The organism is Salinicola sp. LHM (genome assembly GCF_034479735.1).
In the GTDB taxonomy this organism is placed as follows: Bacteria; Pseudomonadota; Gammaproteobacteria; order Pseudomonadales; family Halomonadaceae; genus Salinicola; species Salinicola salarius.
Map to the genome: position 1 here is coordinate 3,310,180 of NZ_CP140261.1, position 24,303 is coordinate 3,334,482.

The following is a 24,303-nucleotide window of genomic DNA, read 5'->3' on the forward strand; positions in this document are numbered from 1 at the left end:
CGGACATCTTCCACTACTCCTCTTTGCGATACCGACCCGCCAGTTGCCCTTTGAGGTAACCAGCCGGTAACCGCCATGGCTTTAGACCATGGTGGTATACCCTCCAGGCCAGGCCTGTGCAGCCTTCGAGCACGTTTCTTTCAATAGTTTATAAAGGCTTTAATAATTTCCTAAAACTTGGTCGACACCGTGAGGTCACTATCCTCGGCACCGTACTGCCCGCCGGGCAAGAATCCCGCTTACCGCCCTTTGGGCGAGAATCCATGGGGAGCCAACCATGACTTCAACCGTGACGCAAACTGCACAGGCCGATTCCGGCCATCGAGACAGCTGGCTGTCGACGCCGATTTTCGGCATTCCCCTACCGCTTTTCGCCATCGCCACCATTGTCTTGATCATCTCCATGGCGACGGACACGATCCCGACCGGAATGATCGGCGCCCTGCTGGTGATGATGATCCTCGGTGAGCTCATGGGCTTCATCGGTGATCGGCTGCCGATCGTCAAGAGCTATCTCGGCGGCGGCGCGATCCTGGCTATCTTCGGCGCCGCCGCGCTGGTCTATGTGCAGTGGCTGCCGACCGGCGTCGTCGACAACGTGACCCAGTTCATGAAAGGCGGCGGCTTCCTCAATTTCTATATCGCCGCGCTGATCACCGGCAGCATTCTGGGCATGGACTCCCGCGTGCTGGTCAAGGTCGGCTCGCGCTACGCCTTGCCGCTGGTCTGCGCCGTGCTGTTCGCCGCCCTGTTCGCGATCGCCGTCGGCTGGGTGATGGGCTTCTCGCCGCAGGACGCGGTCGTGGTCATCGCCCTGCCGATCATGGGCGGCGGCATGGGCGCCGGTGCGGTACCGATGAGCCAGATCTACGAGCAACTGCTGGGTCAGCCGGCCAGTTACTACATCTCCATTCTGGTACCGGCACTGGCATTGGGTAACGTCTTCGCCATCATCATCGCCGGCCTGCTCAATGGCCTGGCCAACCGCATGCCGAGCCTGACCGGCAACGGCCAGATGATGCCGGGCGTGGAAATCGAAGAGCGCGAGAGCAAGCTGGAGCTCTCCAAGCTGGGCATCGGCGTCGTCGCTGCACTCACCTTCTTCGTCGCCGGCGAGATTCTGGGCGGGTTCATTCCGCTGCATCCGTACGCACTGATGATCATTCTGGTCGCCGTTCTCAAGATCGCCAACGTCGTGCCGGAATCGATCAACGACGCCGCGGCGCAGTGGTTCCAGTTCGTCGCCAAGAACTGGACCTTTGCCCTGCTGTTTGGCATCGGCATCGCCTATACCGATCTTGGCCAGGTGATCGACGCCATCTCCATCACCTACGTGCTGATCGTGTTCGCCGTCGTCGCCGGCGCAGCCTTCGGTGCCGGCCTGGTCGGCAAGCTGGTCGGCTTCTACCCGATCGAGTCCGCGATCACTGCCGGGCTGTGCATGGCCAACATGGGCGGCACCGGGGACGTGGCCGTGCTCTCCGCTGCCAAGCGCATGCAACTGATGCCGTTCGCGCAGATTTCGTCACGCCTCGGTGGTGCGCTGATCCTGCTCATCTCGAGCATCGTGGTGCCGCTATTCTTCACCTGAACCGGCTCTGACCGCAACGACAATGGCGCCCCGTTCTCAAGAACGGAGGCGCCGTTTTGGTTTGCTGATAAACCGATACGCTTGAATTCCCCACCCGATGACGCCTTCCAGAACGGCGCTGAACGACGATCGCCGCGCCGGGTCTCGCGTCATGGATGACGCGAGAGGCGCGTTGGGCAGGATGCCCTTTCGCGCCGACCCGAGCGCGGGCGGTTGGCGTTCAGGGTCTCGCCGTCTGGGGCGTCAAGAAAGGGGAGCGCGAGGGGCTTGCCCCTCGCAATAATGAGCAAAAGGGCGGTTGATGCTCGGTCAGTGGTAAGCAAATGCTGCTCGAATTAGTCACCTGGCAAAACGGACACACCGTTTAGCCTTCCTCCTCGTCATCGGCCAGGTCCCGCCCGAAGCTGCGCCACTGGGTCAGGGTCATCACTTCGGTGCTCTCGGTCTGCAGGTCATGAACGATCAGCAGCTCGCCCCGCTCCAGTTGTCGCTTGAGATCCCGCACCCAGTCATGCATGTCCGTCGCGACATCGGTGGTGTCGTATCCCTGCCGCGTGACGAACGTCTCCAGCAGCGCATCCAGCGTCTCCGCGGGCAGCATGCGGTGCGGGACTTCGATGAAGCGTCCACTCATGTTCCTGCCTCCCATGCCTTCAACCGTTCGATGAACGTGGCTTCGTCGATCACCTCGACGCCCAGCTCTTCGGCCTTGCCCAGCTTGCTGCCGGCGCCGGGGCCGGCGACGACGGTGGCGGTCTTCTTCGAGACGCTGCCGGCAACCTTGGCGCCGAGCGCCTGCAGGCGTTCCTTGCCTTCGTCACGGGTCATCGCCTCCAGTGTGCCGGTCAGCACCCAGGTCTGCCCTGCCAGCGGCTGCGGCCGTTCGCCGATATCCTCCTCTTCCCAGGTCACGCCCACCTTCAAAAGATCGTCCAGCGTCTCCTGATTGTGCGCCTGTCGGAAGAACGTATGGATATGGTGGGCCACCACCGGGCCGACGTCGTCGACGGCCTTCAAGGCTTCCAGGGAGGCCTCGCGCAGCGCCTGGAGCGTACCGAAGTGGCGCGCCAGGCTGGCCGCCGTGGCTTCGCCCACCTCACGGATGCCGATGGCGTAGACGAAACGCGCGAGCGTGGTGTGTTTGGCTGCCTCAAGGGAGTTGACCAGATTGTTGGCGGACTTTTCCGCCAGCCGGGGAAGCTCGGCCAGCCGCTCGGCCCTGAGCCGGAACAGATCCGCCGGCGTCTTGACCCAGTCGCGCTCGACCAGCTGATCGATCAGCTTCTCGCCGAGACCGTCGATATCCAGCGCGCGCCGGCTGGCGAAGTGCTTCAATGCCTCCTTGCGCTGCGCCGGGCAGTAGAGACCACCGGAACAGCGTGCCGCAACCTCGCCTTCCAGTCGTTCGATCTGCGAGCCGCAGACCGGGCAGGCCGTCGGCATCTCGATGGCGCGGGTCCCCTCCGGGCGCTGCGACTCGACGACACCGACGATCTGCGGAATGACGTCGCCGGCTCTCCGCACGATTACGGTATCGCCGATACGCACACCAAGCCGCTCGACCTCGTCCATGTTGTGCAGCGTGGCATTGGAGACCGTCACGCCGGCGACCTGCACCGGCTCCAGCTTGGCCACCGGCGTCAGCGTGCCGACGCGGCCGACCTGGAACGCCACGTCGTTGAGCGTCGTGGTCTGTTCCTGGGCCGGGTACTTGTAGGCGATGGCCCAGCGCGGCGCGCGGGAGACGAAGCCCAGCTCGCGCTGATCGCGCAGGCTGTCGACCTTCAGCACGGCGCCGTCGATGTCGTAGTCGAGCGTCTCGCGCTGCTCGCCCAGCGTCCGGCAGAACGAGACGACACCGCTCGCACCCTCGACAACATCGAGCAGCGGGCTGGTGCGAAAGCCCAGCTCGCGCAATCGCTTCAGGTAATCCGAATGGGATTGCGCGCTATCGTCGCCCTCGAGCCGTGCGACCTGATAGGCGCAGAATTCGAGTGGCCGTTTGGCGGCGATCGAGGAATCCAGCTGCCGCAGGCTGCCGGCAGCGGCGTTGCGCGGGTTGGCGAAGACCTTGTCGCCGTTCTCCCGCGCGCGCTGGTTCATCGCCTCGAAACCCGAATGGCGCATATAGACTTCGCCGCGCACCTCGATCAGCGACGGCACCGACTTGCCGCGCAACTTGAGGGGAATGGAGTGGAGCGTACGCAGGTTGAGTGTGACGTCTTCGCCGGTCCGCCCGTCGCCGCGCGTCGCGCCCTGGACCAGCCGGCCGTTCTCGTAGACCAGCGATACCGCCAGCCCGTCGAGCTTGGGTTCGCAGCAGAAACTCAGCGTCTCCGGATCGCTTTCGAGCTTGTCGGCGACACGCTTGACGAATGCCTCGAGCTCTTCCGTGCTGAACGCGTTATCGAGCGACAGCATCGGCACGGCGTGCGTCACTTCCCGAAAGCGTTCGGCTGGCGAGGCACCGACGCGCTGCGTCGGCGAGTCCGGCGTCACCAGTTCGGGATGATCGGCTTCCAGCGACTGCAGCTCGCGCAGCAGCTTGTCGTACTCGATATCCGGTATCTGCGGCTGATCTTCGACGTAATAGTGGTAGTTGGCATCGTCCAACTGCTGGCGCAGGGCATCGGCCCGTTCGAGGACCGCTTGGGGGATCTGGCTCATGACGCTCGATTCGATCGCTGCACAAAGTGACCCGCATTGTAGCGGAAGCCGGTCATGGCTGCCGTAACGTCAGGGCCGGACCCAGCCCGAGCCCCTGAAACGAAACGACGACGGGGCCTCGAAGGGCCCCGTCGTCAAGTTCGGCTCGGTTCGAGCCTTTGCCAACTCAATTGGCTTGATAGCGATGCAGCCGATGGCGACGCTCGAACTCCTGCACCCGCTGGCGCGCGAACTCGATCGTCTGGGCGGTCATCACGCTGTGGTTCTCGTCCTTGAGTTCGCCACCGAGGTTGCGCACCAGCACCATCGCGGTTTCCAGCATCGCCTCGAAAGCGGCCGCGGTGTCGTTGGCGCCCGGCAGCGGCATCAGGAAGGAAACCCCCGGCGTCACGATTTCCTGCATGCTGTCGAGATCGAAGACGCCCGGCTTGACCACGTTGACCATCGAGAATTGAAGCTCGCTGTCATCGGCTTCGGTCTCGTAGCGATGGAAAATGCCCATCTCGCTGAAACGCAGGCCGCAGGCCAGCATCAGGTTGAGCAGGTCGGCACCGTCGAATCCGTCGTCGGTTCTCGCCAATACGCTGATGACGATGATCTCTTCGGCGTGCGACAGGGTCTCGCGAGCGCGGGCGGCACTCACGTGGTGACGCTTGGCGCGCTCCACCGCCGGATGCGGCGTCACGACGTCGTGTCGTGGCGACACGCTGAGCTCGTCGGCTGGCGCGACGGGCCGTTCGGCCATCTCCGGTTCGACACGGCGTTCCGCAAGGGTCGGCTCGGACTGATCGACCGGTTGCACCTCATCGGCTCCACGGTCACCGTCATACGCCATTGGCGCACCTTCCGGCGGCACCAGCGTCGTGATCTTCAGGCGGCTGGCGTGATCGGCGGCATCGGCCTCCCGAGACGCCGGACCTGGTTGCTGATGGCGTTCAGCTTTCTGAATCCGCGCCGCTTCGGCGTCGCGACTGACTGCTTCCGGTTCACGGCCGGCATCGTCGCGTCTGGCATCGTCGCGTCGGTGACTCAGGCGATGCGCCGAATCACTGACACGCTTGGCACCGGCACGAACGGCATTCTTGAACTTTTGCTGCACATCGACACTGTGCTGCTTGTCGGCAAACGAAGAGCGCGTTCGGCGATCGACGATACTGCTCTGCAGTTCCTCTTTCGGAATTCGCGCCTGCCGCTTGGGTTCGGAAGGCCTGATCGGCTCCGAGCCGTTGCCGCTGCGTTCAAACGTCGCCGGACGTACGACACGTGCCCCTCCATTGGGCAATTCCCAGTTGACCTCGGCCTCGCGGGCCGCCTGCTCCGGATCCCTTTCGGATCCGCCGTCGATCTCACTGTCTTCGATCGTCTGATCGAGGCGTGGAACCCGACGTTGGCGCTGAAGACGACGGAAACCATCGATCACGATGGTCGCCACCAAAACCAGCCCCAGGATGATCAGCCACTCTCTTAGTTCCATGGGTCGTCTTGCCTGTTCGCGGTGCCACTATGCTGGAAGAGGACAACATGCTCATGCATGTCCGCACTAGCATAGCGTGATTTGTCAAAAATGGGCCACTTTTTTTCTTTGTCAAGCGAAGTTTTGCCCACCAGCAATCACCCTTCAATTCATCCCGTGCGCGATATCCTATTACGCCGTAAGCCGGTTTGGCTATTTTCGCCAGTATCAGGATGTATCCGCCATCGATGCCGCTTCTTCCACGCCCACCGATACCAAGCGTGACACCCCCGGCTCCTGCATCGTCACGCCCATCAAACGCTCTGCCGCCTCCATGGCAATCTTGTTGTGCGTGATGAAGATGAATTGCACGCTCTCTGACATTTCCTTGACCAGTTTCGCATAGCGCCCCACGTTCGCATCGTCGAGCGGCGCGTCGACTTCGTCGAGCATGCAGAAAGGGGCCGGATTGAGCTGGAAGATGGCAAACACCAGCGACAGCGCCGTCAACGCTTTTTCGCCGCCGGACAGCAAATGAATGGTGCTGTTTTTCTTGCCTGGAGGGCGCGCCATGATAGCCACGCCCGTTTCCAGCAAATCCTCTCCCGTGAGCGTCAACCATGCAGTCCCGCCGCCGAAGACTCGGGGAAAAAGTGCCATCAGGCCCTGGTTCACTTCTTCGAAAGTCTGCTTGAAACGGGTGCGTGTCTCTTGATCGATACGCTTGATCGCGCGCTCCAGCGTTTCGATCGCTTCGCTCAGCTCGGCGTGCTGGGCTTCGAGATAATCGCGGCGCTCGGCCTGCTGCTCGTACTCCTCGATAGCCGCCAGGTTGATGGCGCCGAGCCGCCGAATGCGTTCGCCGGTCTCTTCCAGACGGGTCTGCCAGGCGGATTCCGTGGCATTGGGATCGAGATTTTCCTGTAAGTGTCGGGCGTCCTGCTGCTGCTCCGCCAACGTCTCCTGTTGCGCATCCGCCTTGAGCGTCAACGCCTGCACCTGCATCCGGCCTTCCTGCAACCGCTGGCGGAGCCCTTCCAGGTTGCGCTCGTGCTGCTGACGCTCTATCTCGGTCTGGCGCAGCGTTTCGCCGATCTGGTTGGCGCGATCCCGGCAGCGGTTGAGCGTGGCCTCCTGTCGGGATCGCGTCTCGAGTAATTGCGCCAGCCGTTCACGCTGATCGTCGTCGGGTTCGCGCAAGGTTTCCAGCTGTTCCCGCAGCAGTTCGACGCGTTCGTCGAGTCGCGACAGCTGCTCCCCACTGCGCTCGGCCTGCTGTCGAAGTTCGCCGCGCTGGGCCTCGAGACGCTGACGTTCGAGCGCCAGTTGCTGCTGGGTCTGGCGGGTCTGCTGCTGTTGCTGACGCAGCTCCGCGAGCCGCGACTGGCTCTGTTCGCGGGCCGCTTGCAGCGCGTCGCGCTCGGCGCTGTTGGCCTCGACCTGATCGAGCGCCTGCTGCCAGCGCTCCCGCGCGTTCTCCAGTTCCAGCTCCTGCTCCGCGTGTCGCTCCTGTCCGTGGGCCTGCTCGGCATCGAACTCCTGCAGCCGCGAGGCGACATGTTCGAGACGACTTTCCAGCGTCGCCAGCCGGGTCGACTGCGCCTGACGCTGCTGGGCGATTTCGCGTTCGTCCTGTCGCAAGGATTCCAGCGCCGCTTCGCTGGCCTCGAGTTCGGCCTGCCAGCGAGCGATCCCTGTTTCATGCTCGGCCAGCGTGGCGTCGAGCGTCGCGATTTCCTCGATCAGGGCATCGCGGCGCTGTCGCTGCAGCAGGACGCTATCCGCGTTGGCGTCGTCCCGGCCGAGACGCCGGGCCCAGCCCCGCCCTAGCCACAGGCCATCCTGCGTGATCACGCTCTGCCCCGCGGGAAGGTCGGCGGCCATCTGCCAGGCCGCTTCCGGATCCTCGACGCAATGGATCGCCGACAGCAGCGTCGACAGCGCGCCGGCGCCCTCGACCCGGGCGCCCAGCGATCGGGAAGGCGCGGTCTCCGGTGCCTGTTCCGACACCACCGGCAGTTCTCCGCTGGTCAGTGAATTCAGCGGTTCACGTACTGCTCCCGGATCCGCCAGACGCGCCTTGAGCCACGGCGCGAGCACCCAGGCCACGGTGCGCTCCCAGCCCGCCGTCACCTGAAGACGCTCGGCGACTCGCGGCGCGTTGCCCAGCGGGTGATCGCCGAGCTGTTCGGCCAGACTGGCGTCGTCATCGTTGAGCGCCGCATCGATCAGCGCCTCCAGCGAGGCAATCTCTCCCTGGCAGCGATGTCGACGCTCGCGTTCGCCGTCCCTTGCCGCCTGCGCCTCGGCCTGGCTTTGCCGAGCCCGCTCGCGGGACTGCCGATGCGTTTCGCGACGAATCTCCAGCGCCTGCTGCCGTTCGTCCAGCATTGCCAGGGCTTCCCTGAGCGCGTCTCTTTCCGCCTCCAGATCACCGACATCCGGCAGTTCGGATCGCTGCTGCCGGCGCCGCTCCAGTTGGCGGGCCGCCTCTTCGAGCTGGCGTTCGAGACGCCGGATCGTCTCCTGCTCACGCTCGGCCCGGTGATGAGCGTCCCGGTCCCGCTCGCTGAACGCTTCCCACTGTTGCCGGTGCTCGTCGGCCCGGGCCTCGGCCTCTTCCAGCTGCAACTCCAGCGTCAGCAGCGATTCATCCGCGATCTCGGCTTCGGGCAGCAGCGTCTCGAGTCGCATGTCGAGTTCCGCACGGCGCGCCTCGTCCTGCTCGACCAGCTGTGCCAGCGCATCGCGCTCGCGTCGGGCGCTCTCCTGATCGTCGGCGAGCTGCTGCTCACGCTGCCGGGCGTGTTCCAGCGACTGCTCCAGCCGGGCGATATCGGCGCCGGTCTGGTAGAACTCGGCCTGATGCGTTTCCAGCTCCGCCGCCACCGCATCGTGGGCCTCTCGGCCTTCCGCCAACCGGGTTTCGCACTGGCGCTGGCCGAGGATCTCGCGCTCGACCTGGATCTCGCAGTCGCGCACGCGCGCCTCCTCTTCGCGCTGCTGGCTGCGCAGCGCGCGTTCCCGCAGTACCGCAAGCTCTCCCCGCAGGCGGTGCTCTTCCTCTTTCAGCGTGCGATAGCGTTTGGCCGCTTCGGCCTGACGCTTGAGCCGTTCGAGCTGCTTGTCGAGCTCTTCGCGGATATCGTCGAGACGTTCGAGATTCTCCTGGGTGCGCCGCAGGCGGTTTTCGGTCTCTCGCCGGCGCTCCTTGTACTTGGAGATTCCCGCCGCCTCTTCCAGCGTGTTGCGCAGCTCTTCCGGCCGCGCCTCGACCAGCCGGGAAATCATGCCCTGGCCGATGATCGCGTAGGAACGCGGCCCGAGCCCGGTGCCCAGGAAAATGTCGGCGATATCGCGGCGGCGGCATTTCTGGCCATTGAGGAAATAGCTGGACTGGGCCTCGCGGGTGACCTGGCGCTTGACCGCGATCTCGTTGTAGCCGGCATAGGCACCGCCGAGATCGCCGTCGCGATTGTCGAAGATCAGCTCGATGGAGGCCTGGCCGACGGGAGAACGGCCGGTGGAACCGTTGAAGATGACGTCTGTCATCGACTCGCCGCGCAGGGTCTTGGCGGAGGACTCGCCCATGACCCAGCGCACGGCATCGATGACGTTGGACTTGCCGCAGCCGTTGGGTCCGACGATGGCGGTCATGTTGCTGTCGAACGGCACCGTGACCGGATCGACGAACGACTTGAAGCCGGCCAGCTTGATGGACTTGAGACGCATGCAGGGAATCGAGCTCCTGAACCGATATGGCGATGGCGAACTACCCGGTCGGTAGCCCGCCATCGCCGGTTTCGGCAGAGCCTAAGGCACCGTGTGGTCGATATCCAGCGTCAATGTCCTGGCGCCATCGATCTCGACGCCATCCAGCCGCCCGCCGAGCAATGCCGCCATGGCGAAGGCGAACGACTACCGCTCACACCGGGCCGACTTGCCGATGCCGTTTGCCTTGCTATGATGTCGACACCACCTCGGGAGAAGACGATGACAAACGCCGCACCGAGCTATCTGCAGCGCCAGCCGAACCTGCCGCTGATCGACGGCAACTGGGAACCCATCGATGCCACCGATCTGGTCGAGATTCCCCTGCTCGGGCAGGTCGCCGCCGGGCTGCCGATGGAAGCCTGCCTCGACGACGCCACGGTTCATGTCCCCGCGAAGCTGGTCCGTCGAAACACCTATGCGCTACGCGTCCGCGGCGACTCGATGATCGACAGCAACATCTTCGATGGCGATGTCATCATCATCGAGCGCTATGAGTCGGCCGAAAACGGCGAAACGGCGGTAGTCCTGATCAACAATCAGGAAGTGACACTGAAGAAGCTGTTCATTGAGAAATCTGGTGTCCGCCTGCAGCCCGCCAACGACAGCATGCCGCCTATCTACCTGAAGAACGAGGATGTGCAGGTACTCGGCCTGGTCATGGGCGTGATGCGCAACCCACCCCAGGTGGCCTGATTCCCCGGAATCGCCCCAAGTCTTCCAGGCCGGGCGAAAATCTTCCAGGCCGAGCGAAAGGCTTGAGCCGAGTCAGCCAAGAGATCTCCATGCGCTACCCGATTCCCGATCTTGCTCCGCGTGCGCGACACGCCAATACCGTCGAGATCGAGAAGAGCCGTTTCATCTGCTGGCTCTGTCACGCACCCGACAACGCCGCCTTCGACACGCTGCTGAACGACGCGCGTTCGACCTATCCCGATGCCAGCCACCACTGTTCCGCCTTCATTGCCGGCGCGCCCGGCGAGCAGATCGCGATCGGCTTTTCGGATGACGGCGAGCCGGGCGGCACCGCCGGACGCCCCATGTTTCAGGCGCTGGAAGGCAGCGGACTGGGGCAGATCGGTGCGGTGGTGACGCGCTACTTCGGCGGTACCAAGCTGGGAACCGGAGGGCTGGTGCGCGCCTACACCCAGGCCGTGCTCAAGGCACTCGATACCCTGCCCCGGCGCGAATTCACCGAGCGTCGCGACGTGACGATCCAGGTCGATTTCAGCAACGAAGCGGAAGCCCGCCGCTGGCTGGCGGAGCACGACATCCCGGTGGTCAGCGCCGACTACGATAGCCAGGGGGCGCGTCTGCTACTGGAGTGGCCGGCCGATGACAGCATTTCGCTGGCCGTGCTGGAGCGGCGCCTGAAAGGAGCACTCGTGCAGCTCTGATCACGCCGTTGTGATCATCGTCATGCTTTTCCTGTCGCTCCGCCTTTCCCTGTCGCTCCGCCTTTCCCTGTCGCCCCGCCTTTCCCTTCGCTCGTCTCGTTTTCTTGGCAAGCCCCCTGCGCCACTTCGTAGGAGAGCCGTATGTGCTCTTCGAGCAGCGCTCGCGCCGCGGCGGTATCGCGCGCCATGGCCAGATCGACCAGTTGGCCGTGCTGGTCGTTGAGTGTCTCTCGCACCGCATTGTTGGCCGGCGCCATGCGCCGGTAGCGATCGAACTGGTCGTGCAACTGTTCGATGAAACGCAACAGCCAGGGTGAACCGCAGGGCTCCAGCAGATGACGATGGAACTGCAGATGCATCTGCTCCCAGTGCTCCAGCTGATCCGGCGTCTCGTCGGCCCGCTTGAGACGGTGAAACGCCGCCAGCAGGCCGGCTTCCCATTCATCGTCGCCCGCCTCGAGCGCCTGCGCCAGCGCCTGCCCTTCGAAACGCTGCCTCAGTTCGGCGATGTCGTCCAGCTCGGCACGCGTCAATGCGGGAACCCGGAAGCCACGCTGGTTTTCCTGCACCAACAGGCCATAGGCAGCCAATCGATTGAGCGCCTCGCGCAGCGGGCTGAGCCCGACCCGGTAACGTTGCTTGAGCGTGGTGATCGCCAGCTTCTGCCCGGCGGCGAAACGCCCATCGATCAAATCGCGCTTCAAGGCCGTGTACAGCTGGCTGGCCGTCGTGTTGGCGGTGGGTGCTTCAGCTCTCATAAGTGCTGACCTTCCGATCCAGTGACAGAAACTCACTATCTTGCCGACTCAGGTCTTGACCTGCACAAGAATTCGACGCCATAGTAAAAAATCGATTTTTTACATCATAAACGATTAACATCAATTTACCGTATGACCTTCGCATTCAGCGATGCGCCTTACGATGAATCGGCTCAAAATAATCGAGAAACGCCATGTCCCTCACTTTCGACCACAACAATCCTTATCCCTCTCGCCGTAGCGCCACCTATGCCGATCGCGGCATGGTCGCGGCATCGCAGCCCCAGGCCAGCCAGGCCGGGCGAGACATGCTGGCCCAGGGCGGCAATGCCATCGATGCCGCCATCGCGACGGCAGCGGTGCTGACCGTGGTCGAACCCAGCGGCAATGGAATCGGCGGTGATGCCTTTGCCCTGGTCTGGATTGCAGAAGGCAACGACGGCCATGGCAAGCTCCACGGTCTCAACGCCAGCGGCCACGCGCCGAAGCGGCTGACGCCGGAAGCCGTCAAGGCCGCCGGCCACGACGAGATGCCGCTGCACGGCTGGACGCCGGTCACCGTCCCCGGCATTCCTGCTGCCTGGGCCGAGCTGTCGAAGCAGTACGGCAAGCTGGATTTCGCCACCCTGCTGGCGCCGGCGATCCGCATCGCCCGGGAAGGCTTCCCGGTTTCGCCGGTGATCAGCCAGCTCTGGCAACGCGCCGAAATCGAATTTCGTGCCAAGGCAAGCGATCCTGCCATTGCGACGTGGCTGGAGGCCTTCGCACCCGAAGGGCATGCGCCTCGCCCTGGTGAACTCCATCGCAACGAAGCTCAGGCCAGAACCCTCGAAGCTCTGGCCGAGAGCCGCTGCGAAAGCTTCTACCGCGGCGAACTGGCGCAGAAGATCGATGCGTTCTCGCAAGCGACGGGCGGCTACCTTCGCGCCGACGACCTTGCGGATTATCGCCCCGAATGGGTCGAGCCGATCTCGGTCAACTACCGGGGCTATGACGTCTGGGAAATTCCGCCCAACGGTCAGGGCATGGTCGCGTTGATGGCCCTGCGCATGATGGAAGGGTTCGATGTCACGGTCCGCGACGACCCGCAGTTGCTGCATCGTCAGCTGGAAGCGATGAAGCTGGCCTACACCGATGGCCACCATCACATCACCCAGGCCGAGTACATGCGCACGAGCGTCGCTTCGCTGCTCAGCGACGAGTATGCCGATACCCGCCGCCGCCTGATCGGCGAGAATGCCATCGACCCCGAACCCGGCCAGCCGCAGGCCGGCGGTACGGTCTATCTGGCGACCGCCGACAGCGATGGCAACATGGTCTCCTATATCCAGAGCAACTATCACGGCTTCGGCTCCGGCGTCGTGGTGCCCGAAACCGGTATCTCGCTGCAGAACCGGGGCCACGGCTTCAGCCTCGAGGCGGATCATGTCAACGTGCTGGCGCCCGGCAAGCGCACTTTCCATACCATCATCCCGGGCTTCCTGACTCGGGGCGATACCGCGCTCGGCCCGTTCGGCGTCATGGGCGGCTTCATGCAGCCCCAGGGACACATGCAGGTCGTCATGAATCTGGTCGACTTCGATCTCAATCCGCAGGCGGCGCTGGATGCGCCACGCTGGCAGTGGATGGGTGGACGCAAGATCGGCATCGAACCCGGCTATCCGCTTCACGTGATCCGCGAGATGGCGGCACGCGGCCACCAGATGACCATGGCCGTGGACAGTACCGCCTATGGCCGCGGCCAGATCATCCTGCGCGACCCTCGAAGCGGGGTTTATTGCGGCGGCACCGAGCCGCGCACCGACTCCAGCATCGCGGTGTTCTGATCCATGTCTTCGTCTTTGACAACCCAGCGTCATCTGTTCGTGGCGTTCCTGCGCATCGGCCTGCTCGGATTCGGCGGCGGGCCGTCGATGATTCCGCTGGTTCGCGCCGAGGCGGTCACTCGCTATCAGTGGATGAACGATGAGGAGTTCGGCGACGTGCTGGCCATCGGCAACACCCTGCCCGGCCCCATCGCCACCAAGATGGCCGGCACCATCGGTTATCGGGTCGGCGGCGTGGTCGGCTGCCTCAATGCCGTTCTGGCGGTCATCGTGCCGTGCATCGTGGCGATGGTGGTACTGCTGGGGCTGTTCACCCGTTACCGCGATCAGCGCTGGATCCAGGGCATGAGCGAAGGCGTCATTCCGGTGGTCATGGTGATGATGGCCCAGCTCACCTGGGACTTCTTCCAGAAATCCCGCATCGTGCTCGGCTGGATCGCGACCCTGATCATGGGGGCGATTGCCGGCGGCCTGATCTATGGACTCGGCATTCATCCAGGCCTGGTGATTGGCGCGATCCTCATTGCCGCACTGCTGCGACCGGAACGGTGGCGCAAGCGCAGCGGGGAGACGAAGTCATGATCTACTGGGATCTCTTCGTCGCCTTCTTCATTCCCAACATCATCGGCTATGGCGGCGGGCCGGCGATCATTCCGCTGGTCGAGAACGAAGTCGTTGGCCGCTATGGCTGGATGACTTCCCAGCAGTTCGCCGAGACGCTGGCGCTGGGCAATACCCTGCCCAGCCCCATCGCTACAAAAATGGCCGGCTATATCGGCTATGACGTGGCCGGCATCGGCGGCGGACTGGTGGCCACGTTCGCCACCGTTGCCCCTTCACTGATCCTGATGCTGGTAGCGCTGGGGACCCTGTATCGCTACCGGGATTCGATCAAGGTCAAGTCGATGAGCCAGTGGGTCAGACCGGTGATCATGGTACTGATGGGCTATCTCACCTGGTCGTTCCTCAACGAAGGCGTCAGTGACTCCGGCTGGATTCACACCGTCATCATCGGCGCGATCGCCGTGGTGATGCTCTGGCGTCTCAAGCTCCATCCGGTGTGGGCCGTTCTTCTGGGACTGATCTATGGAGGGCTACTGCTCGGGTAGAGGCCGAAGCGCGAGCGCTTGCGTCCTCGACAAGCAGCAATACAAGAAGCGAAGAAAGTTAACGGAAAAATTCGATACGACGTCAAAATCTACAAGCCAAACAAGGACAACTCATGTTCTACGACGTACTCCGTAATGCCGCCCAGGGCAAGCTGGGCCGAATGCTCGCCTCCAGTGGCGCGATCGCCTCTCTGACGCTGGGACTCGGCGCGACCGGACTGGCGACCAGCCAGCTCGCACAAGCCGACGACTATCCCGACCATGCCATCGAGTTCATCGTGCCCTGGTCACCCGGCGGCGGCAGCGATGCCCTGATGCGCATCATTTCCAACGCTGCGCCGAAAGATCTCGGCCAGCCGATGCCGGTGATCAACATGCCTGGCGTCAGCGGCACCATCGGCCTCAAGGAGCTGGCGCAGAAAGATCCCGACGGCTACACCGTGGGCCAGATCCATGAAGGGCTGATGGCCTCCAACGCCACCGGCCTGACTCAGCTCAACTGGGACGACTTCCAGCCGATCGCCTCGCTGGCCTCATCGCCCCAGTATCTGGTGGTCAATGCCGACAGCGACTGGAAGACCTTCGAGGATTTCGCCGAATATGCCAAAGCGCACCCGGGCGAGATTCGCGTTGGCGCCACGCTCGGCGGCATTCCTCACGTGCACGCGGCGATGATCGAGGACGCCATCGGGGCACAGTTCCGATACGTCGGCTTCGAGGGGACCGGCGCTCGCATTCGCGCGCTGGTCGGCGGCCATATCAACGCCTCGATCGGTGATATCTCGTCGAGTCTGGAGTTCGTCAAGAATGGGGATCTGCGCTTCCTGGCCGTCGGCAGCAAGGAGCGCCTCAAGCAGACGCCCGACGTACCGACCTTCAAGGAACTCGGCTACGACAATCTCAACCTGAGCATCAACCGCGGCATCGTTGCTCCCAAGGGGATCGACCCGGCCAAGGTAGAGACGCTGGCTCAGGGCTTCGAAGCGATGTCCAAAGATCCCGAGTTCATCAAGCGGGTCAATAACACCGGCGCCGAGGTCGACTTCATGGGGCCTCAGGCCTACGCCGACTATCTCTCTGACGTCGACGCAACGATCAAGCGCCTCTCTGGAAAGTTGGCAAGATGAACGCTGGCAAGATGAACGATAACGCCGAGATGGTCTCCCGCCCTGCGCGGGAGGCCAGCAGCGAGCGCGGCAAGGCGCTCGCCAACGTTATTTTCAACATCGCCCTGGCCGCGCTATTCCTCGGGCTGTTCGTGCAGGCCGGCGACTTGCCATCATCGATGTGGGAACCGCTGGGTGCCGGCTCGTTCCCGCGATTGGTTCTCGGGGCGCTGGTGATCTTCAACCTGGCGATCGTGGTGCAGTCGATGACGGCGCTGCGCAACACTGACCGATCGGCGAGCGTCGGTGCAAGACAGTGGTTCCTGCAGCGACGCCTGGCCTTCGCGACGCTGGCGGCATTTTCCGTTTACGCACTGCTCATGCCGTGGATCGGATTCGCTCTGGCGTCGTTGCTGTTCCTGCTCGCGGTCCAGTTCATTCTGGGGGCTCGTCGCGGCCGCCGATTGTTGATCGCCGCGATCATCGCCGTCGTCTTCGGTCTTGGCCTGCACTTGCTGTTCAGCCAAGTGTTCCTGATTTCGCTACCTCCGGGACGCCTGTGGTAATCCGAAGCCGGTAACCCCGGGTCGATCGCCCGGAACTGCCGATCCGAATCGAACAAGATCAACGGGATCAAGAGAGCTTTCCATGCCGATGACAGATGCGCTGCTCAGCAGCGTCGAACAACTGTTTTCGCTGGCGACCCTCGTCAGCATGATGATTGGCGTCGTGGCAGGTGTCGTGGCCGCCGCCATTCCCGGTTTCACGATTACCATGGCGATCGTGCTGACACTGCCGGTGACTTTTACCATGTCGCCGCTTCAGGGCGTGGCCACCATGCTTGCCGTGTATGTCGGCGGTGGCTCGGGCGGGTTGATCAGTGCCGCCCTGCTGGGCATTCCCGGCACCCCTTCCGCCGTCGCGACCACCTTCGATGCCTACCCGATGGCGCGCAAGGGTGAGCCAGGACGGGCGCTGGCGCTGGGTATCTGGGCCTCGTTCTTCGGCGCCCTGGTCAGTGCCGTGGTGCTGATCGTCGCCGCCCCGCCGCTGGCGATGATCGCGGTCAAACTCGGCCCCTGGGAGTACTTCTCGCTCATTCTGTTCGCGGTCACCGTGGTGGCGAGCCTGGTGGGCAAATCGATCCTCAAGGGGTTGATGATGAGCCTGCTGGGACTTTTCATCGCGACCGTGGGCCAGGATCCGATGATGGGCGTTCCCCGCTTCACCTTCGGTGTCGATGTGCTGGCTGCCGGTATCCCGTTCCTGGTGGTGCTGATCGGCATCTTCGCGGTCAGCCAACTCGCCAGCGAAGTCGAGAATCCCGAAGAACTCCATCAAGGAAAAGCGCTGGTGGGCGGCAAGATACGATTCCACCCTTTCGCGGTGATGCGTGAAGTGCTGAGCCGTCCGGTGAATCTATTGCGCTCTTCGATGCTGGGCGTGGTCATCGGTGCCGTACCTGGCGCCGGTGGCAGTATCGCCAATCTGATCGCTTACGATCAGGCCAAACGCGCCTCGAAGACACCGGAACGCTTCGGTACCGGCATAGCCGACGGCGTGGTGGCCTCCGAGTCCGGGAATTCCGCGACTGCCGGCGGCGGTCTGATCCCGATGATCGCGCTGGGCATTCCCGGCAGCGCCGTCGATGCGGTACTCATGGCAGCCTTGATGGTTCAAGGTGTCAGCGTGGGCCCCAGACTCATCATGGACAACGCCGATCTGGTCTATGGCATGTTTCTGGCAATGTTCCTGGCCGCCGGCATGGTGCTGGCCTTCTGTCTGATCAGCATGCGCTGGTTTCTGCGGATCACCGAGATTCCCAAGTCGATCATCGTACCGGTGGTACTGGTCTGCTGCGCAGTCGGCGCGCTGGCGCTGAACAACCGGGTTACCGACCTCTACCTGCTGATCGGCGTCGGCCTGGTGGGCTATCTGCTGGCCAAGCTCGATTATCCGCTGGCGCCGCTGGTGCTCGGCGTCATTCTCGGGCCGATCGCCGAGACCAATCTGCGTCGCGCACTGATGGCCGACGAGGACTGGACGCTGTTCTTCACGCGGCCGATTTCGGCCGGGCTCCTGATTCTGGCCGTGCTGTCGGTGGCGTTTACGGCCCGACGCATCCTCCAGCAACGAGCCGCCGCCCGCGCCTGACAGAAGCGAGCGGTACTCCCGCACTGGGCGTACCGCTCATCCGTTCATCTTTTCATTCGCTCTCAGCGAGAGATGTGCCAGGGCCTGATGCCGGTTCAGCGCGGCCGTGCATGAAACGGCAATAGGCCCTAACATGGCGACCGATCATCGGAGGTCGCATGGCACAGCCTTTCCCCTATCCAGATACGGCCACTTTTCGTGGCGACACGCTCAATTTTCGTGGCGAAACGCCGTTTTCCCGAGCCGCCTCGGCGACAGGCCGAATCGGTCTGGCGCCAATGGAGGGTGTCATCGATGCCGACACCCGTGCGCTGTTGAGCGAGGACGGCGCGCTGGACTGGTGTGTCACCGAATTCGTGCGGGTCGTCGATGCGAAATTGCCGCCGAGGGTGTTTCTGCGCCACTGCCCCGAGCTGGCGACAGCAGGTTCGTGCGGGCCGATCACGCCCTCGGCCACGCCCGTCACGCTGCAGTTGCTCGGCTCCGATCCGCAGGCACTGGCGGCCAATGCCGAACAGGCCATCGCACAGGGGGCGACGCGGCTCGATCTCAACTTTGGCTGCCCGGCCAAGACCGTCAACCGTCACGATGGCGGTGCGTCGCTGCTGCGTACGCCAGCGCGCGTCTACGCTGCCGTCGCGGCGGTATCGGATGTCGGGAAGCGATTCGGCGTTTCGGTCAATGCCAAGCTGCGCCTCGGCTTCGATGACAAGCAATTGGCCCTGGCCTGCGCGCAAGCGGCCGAAGCCGGCGGTGCGGACGAGCTGGTCGTTCACGCCCGAACGCGACGCGAGGGCTATCGCCCGCCGGCTCACTGGGAATGGATAGCCCGGATTCGAACCGCCGTGAGCGTGCCGGTGGTGGCCAATGGCGATATCTGGTCGCTGGAGGATTACTGGAAGGCGCGCACGCTCTCGGGCTGCCGTGATGTGATGCTGGGCCGCGGCATGCTGGCAGACCCCTGGCTGGCACGGCGTATTCGTCATTGGCAGATCTCGGGCGGCGAGCGCCTGCCCGCTACGCCGTGGTCGGTACGTAGCGCCATGCTGAACCGCTATGCCGAGGCAAAACGAAGCGCGGGAATGCCGGAGAAGGTGATCGTGTCACTGTTGAAGCAGTGGCTGAACATCATGCGCGGCCGAGATACGGAGGCGGCGACGCGCTTCATGGCATTGCGCCGGGAGACAGCACTGGATGCCTTCCTCGCGGGCCTGAACGCCTCCGAGCCGGCTCCGCCATCGACTAGCGACACCTCGACAGCGCTCGCCTAGAAAGCGTCCTCACCGTCTCCAGCCGGCTAAACCGCCATATGTGGCCGGCGCGCCGAAGCCCCGGCGGCGTTCGGCCGCGATCGGCCAGATACCGCCGATCAAATACCCGACAAACAAACCCCCCCGCACCCTGTATGAGAACATGAGTGCGGGGGTTTTCGTCTATATGGCGCGCCCGGGAGGATTCGAACCTCCGACCACCTGATTCGTAGTCAGGTACTCTATCCAGCTGAGCTACGGGCGCTTGAAATCTTGTGAAGCAGCAATGTCGGTTTACCCGACTTCAGTGAGTGGCGCGCCCGGGAGGATTCGAACCTCCGACCACCTGATTCGTAGTCAGGTACTCTATCCAGCTGAGCTACGGGCGCTTGATCCACTAACTTCTTTTACACTGTCTTTCTTCACACTGTGTTGATCGCGGTTTCCGATTTCCCGGAAATGGCGGAGAGGGAGGGATTCGAACCCTCGATAGGGCTATAAACCCTATACTCCCTTAGCAGGGGAGCGCCTTCAGCCACTCGGCCACCTCTCCCCGATCAGCACGGCGCGTAGATTACCGATTCCGATGAGTGTTGTCCAGCCAACAGACAAACTTTTTTCGAAAAAAACCTTAGAGGATGAAGAAGTTACCAGAAAGCCAAGTATAGAAGGCTGATACCTGTGGACGAAGAAGGTCTTCAGGGGTAGCCCGAGCCGATAAAGGGGACGACTTCACCAGCCCAGACGGAACCAAAGCGCCTATCCAGCACTCACGCGCCAGGATCGCCGTCTTCGTTTTCGGATTTCTCGCGCTGAATGCGCTGATAGATCTCTTCACGGTGGACGGCCACATCCTTGGGCGCATTCACGCCGATACGCACCTGATTCCCTTTCACTCCCAGAACCGTGACGGTAATGTCGTCGCCGATCATGAGAGTCTCTCCCACGCGACGGGTCAGGATGAGCATTATCTGATCTCCTTCTCAGGGCCTTCTTCCATTCTCGGGTCACATTCTCGGGCTTCCGCGAGGCAAGCCTGCCACCCGAGAAGCGATTATGCGTCATACGGGCCTTCAGGCCAATGACGCCGTTCCATGCAAACCCGCGGCAACGTTGAAAGAACGCATGTTCCTTTCACTTCCTTCCAACTCACCCTTAGCGTAGAACGCCTGAGACATTGTTGAAGGTGTTATTCAGCTATTCGCTCTGAATACTGTCTTTATCGAGGCCAAAAGCGGTGTGCAATGCGCGCACGGCAAGTTCCATTGCCTTTTCGTCGATCACCACGGAGATCTTGATCTCGGATGTCGATACCATGCGGATGTTGATGTTCTCTTCGGAGAGCACCCGGAACATCCTGGACGCGACGCCAGCGTGAGAACGCATGCCGACACCGACCAGCGAGACCTTGGCGATGTTTTCGTCACCACGCAGCTCCCCTCCGCCGAGCGCCGGGATGACGTCATTCTGCAGAATCCGCATGGTCTGCTTGTAGTCGCCCTTGGCCACGGTGAAGGTGAAATCGGTGTAGTCGCCAGCCGGGGCCACGTTCTGCACGATCATGTCGACTTCGATATTGGCATCGGCGATCGGCCCCAGGATGCGCGAGGCCACGCCGGGCACATCAGGAGTATTGAGCAGGGTCAGCTTGGCTTCGTTCGCCGTGAAGGCGATACCGGAAATGAGCGGTTCTTCCATCGATTCGAATTCCTCGTCTGCCACGATCAGCGTGCCCGGTCCTTCCTCGAAACTCGAAAGCACGCGTAACGGTACGTTGTATTTGCCGGCGAACTCCACGGCGCGGATCTGCAACACCTTGGAGCCCAGGCTGGCGAGTTCCAGCATCTCCTCGACCGTAATCTTCTCCAGGCGCTGAGCCTTGGAGCAGACACGGGGGTCCGTGGTGTAGACGCCGTCGACGTCAGTGTAGATCTGGCACTCATCGGCATTCAGGGCCGCGGCCAGGGCGACACCGGTCGTGTCCGAACCGCCGCGCCCCAGCGTGGTGATGTTGCCTTCCTCGTCGACGCCCTGGAAACCCGCGACGACGACGACCTGACCATCGTTCAGATCGTCCTGAATCTCATCGGTCTCGATGCGCTGGATCCGCGCCTTGGTGTGCGCGCTGTCGGTACGGATTCCTACCTGAGCACCGGTATAGGAGGTCGCCGGCACGCCCAGCTGATGCAAGGCCATGGCCAGCAGCGAAATGGTGACCTGCTCCCCGGTCGAGACCAGCATGTCCATCTCGCGAGGCGTCGGGTCCTCGTTGATCTGGCTGGCCAGTTCGATGAGCCGGTTGGTCTCGCCGCTCATTGCCGACACCACAACCACGACCTGATGCCCCGCGTCGCGGTCCCGCTTGACCTTCTCGGCTACCGCCTTGATCCGCTCGACCGAGCCGACCGATGTACCTCCAAACTTTTGTACGTATAGCGCCATGAGTCTGCTTATCGCTCCCTAGCGTTGTCGGCCGGCGCTGGCGCCGGCCGTGAATGCATTTAGCTCGGCTGCGCTCAGCCCAGCTTCGCGGCAACCCAGTCTTGCACAGCTTTCAACGCAGCCGGCAACTGGGCCGGATCGCTACCGCCGGCCTGCGCCATGTCGGCTCGCCCGCCGCCCTTGCCGCCCACCTGCGCAGCGACGTGATTGACCAGCTCGCCGGCCTTGACCTTGGCGGTCAGGTCGTCGGTCACGCCGGCAATCAGGCTGACCTTGCCATCCTGAGCCGTCGCCAGCACCAGGACTCCCGAGCCCAGCTTCTGCTTGAGTTGATCGTGCAGGCTCCGCAGCTCCTTGCCCGAGATTCCCTCGACCTGCGTTGCCAGTACCCGAACCCCGGCAACGTCCTGTGCTTCGGCCAGCAGGTCGTTGCCTGCCGCGCTCGCCAGCTTGGCCTTGAGTCGCTCGAGCTCCTTTTCCAGCGAGCGTTGACGCTCGAGCACGGCATCCAGGCGTTCCACGACCTGCTCCGGCTTGGCTTTCAGCCGTTCGCCGACCGCATTGAGCTCCCGCGACTGGGCATCGAACCAGGCCAGAGCGCCCTCGCCGGTGACCGCCTCGATGCGGCGCACCCCAGCGGCCGTGCCCGACTCCGAGACGATATGGAAAGGCCCGATATCGCCGCTGCGCGCCACATGCGTGCCGCCGCAGAGCTCGATCGAGAAGTCGTCGCTGCCGATCGTCAGTACGCGCACGCTATCCAAGTACTTGGCTTCGAACAGCGCGCGGGCCCCTTTGGCCTTGGCCTCGTCGAGCGTCATCAATTCGGTCTGCGTCGGCGCGTTGGCCAGCACCTGAGCATTGACGATACGCTCGATCTGCGCCAGCTGTTCCGGCGTGACCGGTTCGAAATGGCTGAAATCGAAACGCAGCCGCTCGGCGCTGACCAGCGAGCCCTTCTGCTGCACGTGGTCGCCGAGCGTCAGGCGCAGCGCCTCGTGAAGCAGGTGAGTGGCCGAATGGTTGCGCATGGTGGCCTGACGCAGCGTGGCGTCCACCTGGGGCGTGAGTACCTCGCCCACGGCCAAACGGCCGTCGATCATGATGCCTTCGTGGAGATGATGTCCGGCCTGCTTGCGGGTATCGGTGACCTGGAAACGGCCGCCACCGGCCTGCAGATAGCCGGTATCCCCCACCTGGCCGCCGGACTCGCCGTAAAACGGCGTGCGATCCAGCACCACGACGCCCTTCTGGCCCGCCTCGAGCGCGTCGAGGGCATTGCCCTCTTCATCGACGATCGCCGTTACCGTCGACGAATCCTCGAGACGGTCGTAACCGGTAAACTCGGTGCTGCCTTCGAGTTCGAGCGCGGCACCGTAGTCGCCGCCGAACTGGCTGGCGGCCCGCGCGCGCTGACGCTGCGCCTCCAGCTCACGCTCGAAGCCGGCCTCGTCGAGCGTGACACCACGCTCGCGGCAGACGTCCGCGGTCAGGTCGTAGGGGAAGCCGTAGGTATCGTAGAGCTTGAAGATCGTCTCGCCCGCCAGGACATTGCCTTCCAGCGCGGAAAGCGCCTCTTCGAGCAGCCCCATGCCGTGATCGAGGGTACGCGCAAACTGCTGCTCTTCCTTTAGCAGCACGCGTTCGATCTGATCGCGAGCCTGATGGAGTTCGGGATAGGCCTCGCCCATCTCGGCATCCAGCGCCGCGACCAGCTTGTGGAAGAACGGCTCGCTGGCGCCCAGCTTGTGACCATGGCGTATCGCACGGCGAATGATGCGACGCAGCACGTAGCCGCGCCCTTCGTTGGACGGCAGCACGCCGTCGACGATCAGGAAGGCGCAGGAGCGGATATGGTCGGCGATGACGCGCAGCGAAGGCGTCTTGATATCGCCGTGGCCGGTCAGCTCGGCCGCGGCCTTCAACAGGTTCCGGAACAGATCGATTTCGTAGTTGGAGTGCACGCCCTGCATCACCGCCGCCATGCGCTCCAGGCCCATGCCGGTATCGATCGACGGCTTGGGTAGCGGCGTCATCTTGCCGGAGGCGTCACGGTCGAACTGCATGAAAACCAGGTTCCACACTTCGATATAGCGATCGCCGTCCTCTTCCGGGCTGCCCGGCGGGCCACCCCAGACTTCGGGACCGTGATCGTAGAAGATTTCCGAGCAGGGTCCGCAAGGGCCGGTGTCGCCCATCTGCCAGAAGTTGTCTTCGTCCAGACGCGACAGACGCGCCGGATCGACGCCGATGTCTTCGATCCAGATTCTGGCCGCTTCATCGTCGCTGATATGGACGGTGACCCAGAGCTTGTCCTGGGGCAAACCCAGCACTTCGGTGATGAACGTCCAGGCATAACGGATGGCATCGGCCTTGAAATAGTCGCCGAAGCTGAAGTTGCCCATCATCTCGAAGAAGGTGTGATGGCGGGCAGTGTAGCCGACGTTGTCCAGGTCGTTGTGCTTGCCGCCGGCGCGCACGCAGCGCTGTGCCGACGTGGCACGCACGTAAGGACGCGGATCCCGACCAAGGAACACATCCTTGAACGGCACCATGCCAGCGTTGGTGAAGAGAAGCGTCGGGTCGTTTTCCGGCACCAGGGAGGCGGAAGGCACGATGGTGTGTCCGCGCTCCTCGAAGAAGCTCAGGAAAGCCTGTCTGATATCTGCACTTTTCATAAACAATCCGTGGCGATAGGCGCGTCCACGGCGGCTAGCAGACCACGTGGCGACGCAAAATCCGGCAACGGAAAGGCGCTATCAACACCTCTCCGGCCATC

The 24,303-nt window shown here is 63.2% G+C and carries 18 protein-coding genes and 3 tRNA genes; 10 read left to right on the forward strand and 11 right to left on the reverse strand.

All coding sequences use genetic code 11. The features are described from left to right. Positions 1-277 precede the first annotated feature (277 nt). Positions 278-1,591, forward strand: coding sequence for a 2-hydroxycarboxylate transporter family protein (locus R5R73_RS15070; protein WP_322527941.1), 1,314 nt, complete (start codon positions 278-280; stop codon positions 1,589-1,591). A 364-nt stretch (positions 1,592-1,955) separates the two neighbouring features. Here the strand turns inward: R5R73_RS15070 and R5R73_RS15075 are convergent, their stop codons facing one another. The 4 genes from R5R73_RS15075 to smc all read right to left on the reverse strand — a co-directional run bounded on the left by R5R73_RS15075 (position 1,956) and on the right by smc (position 9,443). Then, a complete protein-coding gene (locus R5R73_RS15075) occupies positions 1,956-2,225 on the reverse strand; it encodes a YheU family protein (protein WP_071230665.1) in 270 nt (89 codons plus the stop codon). Further along, positions 2,222-4,258, reverse strand: a complete 2,037-nt coding sequence (gene ligA / locus R5R73_RS15080; RefSeq protein WP_322527942.1) for an NAD-dependent DNA ligase LigA — start codon at positions 4,256-4,258, stop codon at positions 2,222-2,224. Before ligA ends, R5R73_RS15075 begins: the two co-directional genes overlap by 4 nt. Before the next feature lie 166 nt (positions 4,259-4,424). After that, positions 4,425-5,732, reverse strand: a complete 1,308-nt coding sequence (gene zipA, locus R5R73_RS15085) for a cell division protein ZipA (RefSeq protein WP_110630327.1) — start codon at positions 5,730-5,732, stop codon at positions 4,425-4,427. Between the two features lie 207 nt (positions 5,733-5,939). Continuing rightward, positions 5,940-9,443, reverse strand: coding sequence for a chromosome segregation protein SMC (gene smc, locus R5R73_RS15090; RefSeq protein WP_322527943.1), 3,504 nt, complete (start codon positions 9,441-9,443; stop codon positions 5,940-5,942). Between the two features lie 261 nt (positions 9,444-9,704). Here smc and R5R73_RS15095 point away from each other — a divergent pair, with 261 nt between their 5' ends. Beyond that, entirely contained in the window at positions 9,705-10,178 is a 474-nt protein-coding gene (locus R5R73_RS15095) for a LexA family protein (RefSeq protein ID WP_071230661.1), read from the forward strand. An 89-nt stretch (positions 10,179-10,267) separates the two neighbouring features. Further along, complete coding sequence (locus R5R73_RS15100; protein ID WP_071230660.1) at positions 10,268-10,879, forward strand: IMPACT family protein; 612 nt, start codon at positions 10,268-10,270, stop codon at positions 10,877-10,879. Positions 10,880-10,899: 20 nt separating this feature from the next. Here the strand turns inward: R5R73_RS15100 and R5R73_RS15105 are convergent, their stop codons facing one another. Next, on the reverse strand, positions 10,900-11,637 hold the full coding sequence (locus R5R73_RS15105) for a GntR family transcriptional regulator (protein ID WP_083387217.1): 738 nt from the start codon (positions 11,635-11,637) through the stop codon (positions 10,900-10,902). A 194-nt stretch (positions 11,638-11,831) separates the two neighbouring features. Here R5R73_RS15105 and R5R73_RS15110 point away from each other — a divergent pair, with 194 nt between their 5' ends. From R5R73_RS15110 to R5R73_RS15140, 7 genes are all read left to right on the forward strand, one after another. Then, entirely contained in the window at positions 11,832-13,463 is a 1,632-nt protein-coding gene (locus tag R5R73_RS15110; protein WP_071230659.1) for a gamma-glutamyltransferase family protein, read from the forward strand. A gap of 3 nt (positions 13,464-13,466) precedes the next feature. Next, complete coding sequence (locus R5R73_RS15115) at positions 13,467-14,045, forward strand: chromate transporter (protein WP_071230658.1); 579 nt, start codon at positions 13,467-13,469, stop codon at positions 14,043-14,045. Further along, positions 14,042-14,572, forward strand: coding sequence for a chromate transporter (locus tag R5R73_RS15120; RefSeq protein ID WP_071230657.1), 531 nt, complete (start codon positions 14,042-14,044; stop codon positions 14,570-14,572). Before R5R73_RS15115 ends, R5R73_RS15120 begins: the two co-directional genes overlap by 4 nt. Before the next feature lie 113 nt (positions 14,573-14,685). Then, positions 14,686-15,699 carry a Bug family tripartite tricarboxylate transporter substrate binding protein gene (locus R5R73_RS15125; RefSeq protein WP_210766247.1) on the forward strand — a complete coding sequence of 338 codons (1,014 nt, stop codon included), beginning with the start codon at positions 14,686-14,688 and terminating at the stop codon, positions 15,697-15,699. Further along, on the forward strand, positions 15,696-16,244 hold the full coding sequence (locus tag R5R73_RS15130; protein WP_071230656.1) for a tripartite tricarboxylate transporter TctB family protein: 549 nt from the start codon (positions 15,696-15,698) through the stop codon (positions 16,242-16,244). The genes R5R73_RS15125 and R5R73_RS15130 overlap by 4 nt, the downstream gene beginning before the upstream one ends. Positions 16,245-16,326: 82 nt before the next feature. Then, on the forward strand, positions 16,327-17,832 hold the full coding sequence (locus tag R5R73_RS15135; protein ID WP_247643223.1) for a tripartite tricarboxylate transporter permease: 1,506 nt from the start codon (positions 16,327-16,329) through the stop codon (positions 17,830-17,832). 278 nt (positions 17,833-18,110) lie between these two features. Next, entirely contained in the window at positions 18,111-19,103 is a 993-nt protein-coding gene (locus tag R5R73_RS15140; RefSeq protein ID WP_071230687.1) for a tRNA dihydrouridine synthase, read from the forward strand. A gap of 167 nt (positions 19,104-19,270) precedes the next feature. Here R5R73_RS15140 and R5R73_RS15145 read toward each other — a convergent pair. The 6 genes from R5R73_RS15145 to alaS all read right to left on the reverse strand — a co-directional run bounded on the left by R5R73_RS15145 (position 19,271) and on the right by alaS (position 24,202). After that, positions 19,271-19,347, reverse strand: a tRNA-Arg gene (locus R5R73_RS15145). A 47-nt stretch (positions 19,348-19,394) separates the two neighbouring features. After that, positions 19,395-19,471: transfer RNA gene (locus tag R5R73_RS15150), tRNA-Arg, on the reverse strand. 71 nt (positions 19,472-19,542) lie between these two features. Beyond that, positions 19,543-19,635: transfer RNA gene (locus tag R5R73_RS15155), tRNA-Ser, on the reverse strand. 217 nt (positions 19,636-19,852) lie between these two features. Next, positions 19,853-20,050, reverse strand: coding sequence for a carbon storage regulator CsrA (csrA, locus tag R5R73_RS15160; protein WP_071230655.1), 198 nt, complete (start codon positions 20,048-20,050; stop codon positions 19,853-19,855). A 229-nt stretch (positions 20,051-20,279) separates the two neighbouring features. Next, positions 20,280-21,524, reverse strand: coding sequence for an aspartate kinase (locus R5R73_RS15165; protein ID WP_071230654.1), 1,245 nt, complete (start codon positions 21,522-21,524; stop codon positions 20,280-20,282). Between the two features lie 74 nt (positions 21,525-21,598). Then, positions 21,599-24,202 carry an alanine--tRNA ligase gene (gene alaS / locus R5R73_RS15170; protein ID WP_071230653.1) on the reverse strand — a complete coding sequence of 868 codons (2,604 nt, stop codon included), beginning with the start codon at positions 24,200-24,202 and terminating at the stop codon, positions 21,599-21,601. Positions 24,203-24,303 lie beyond the last annotated feature (101 nt).

Excerpts from the sequence above, each read along its gene's own strand:
- zipA (WP_110630327.1), bottom strand. The coding sequence starts at position 5,732 with ATGGAACTAAGAGAGTGGCTGATCATCCTGGGGCTGGTTTTGGTGGCG.
- ligA (WP_322527942.1), bottom strand. The coding sequence starts at position 4,258 with ATGAGCCAGATCCCCCAAGCGGTCCTCGAACGGGCCGATGCCCTGCGC.
- R5R73_RS15165 (WP_071230654.1), bottom strand. The coding sequence starts at position 21,524 with ATGGCGCTATACGTACAAAAGTTTGGAGGTACATCGGTCGGCTCGGTC.
- R5R73_RS15135 (WP_247643223.1), top strand. The coding sequence starts at position 16,327 with ATGCCGATGACAGATGCGCTGCTCAGCAGCGTCGAACAACTGTTTTCG.
- R5R73_RS15130 (WP_071230656.1), top strand. The coding sequence starts at position 15,696 with ATGAACGCTGGCAAGATGAACGATAACGCCGAGATGGTCTCCCGCCCT.
- R5R73_RS15075 (WP_071230665.1), bottom strand. The coding sequence starts at position 2,225 with ATGAGTGGACGCTTCATCGAAGTCCCGCACCGCATGCTGCCCGCGGAG.
- R5R73_RS15070 (WP_322527941.1), top strand. The coding sequence starts at position 278 with ATGACTTCAACCGTGACGCAAACTGCACAGGCCGATTCCGGCCATCGA.
- R5R73_RS15125 (WP_210766247.1), top strand. The coding sequence starts at position 14,686 with ATGTTCTACGACGTACTCCGTAATGCCGCCCAGGGCAAGCTGGGCCGA.
- csrA (WP_071230655.1), bottom strand. The coding sequence starts at position 20,050 with ATGCTCATCCTGACCCGTCGCGTGGGAGAGACTCTCATGATCGGCGAC.
- R5R73_RS15100 (WP_071230660.1), top strand. The coding sequence starts at position 10,268 with ATGCGCTACCCGATTCCCGATCTTGCTCCGCGTGCGCGACACGCCAAT.
- R5R73_RS15115 (WP_071230658.1), top strand. The coding sequence starts at position 13,467 with ATGTCTTCGTCTTTGACAACCCAGCGTCATCTGTTCGTGGCGTTCCTG.
- alaS (WP_071230653.1), bottom strand. The coding sequence starts at position 24,202 with ATGAAAAGTGCAGATATCAGACAGGCTTTCCTGAGCTTCTTCGAGGAG.
- R5R73_RS15095 (WP_071230661.1), top strand. The coding sequence starts at position 9,705 with ATGACAAACGCCGCACCGAGCTATCTGCAGCGCCAGCCGAACCTGCCG.
- smc (WP_322527943.1), bottom strand. The coding sequence starts at position 9,443 with ATGCGTCTCAAGTCCATCAAGCTGGCCGGCTTCAAGTCGTTCGTCGAT.
- R5R73_RS15110 (WP_071230659.1), top strand. The coding sequence starts at position 11,832 with ATGTCCCTCACTTTCGACCACAACAATCCTTATCCCTCTCGCCGTAGC.
- R5R73_RS15105 (WP_083387217.1), bottom strand. The coding sequence starts at position 11,637 with ATGAGAGCTGAAGCACCCACCGCCAACACGACGGCCAGCCAGCTGTAC.
- R5R73_RS15120 (WP_071230657.1), top strand. The coding sequence starts at position 14,042 with ATGATCTACTGGGATCTCTTCGTCGCCTTCTTCATTCCCAACATCATC.
- R5R73_RS15140 (WP_071230687.1), top strand. The coding sequence starts at position 18,111 with ATGGAGGGTGTCATCGATGCCGACACCCGTGCGCTGTTGAGCGAGGAC.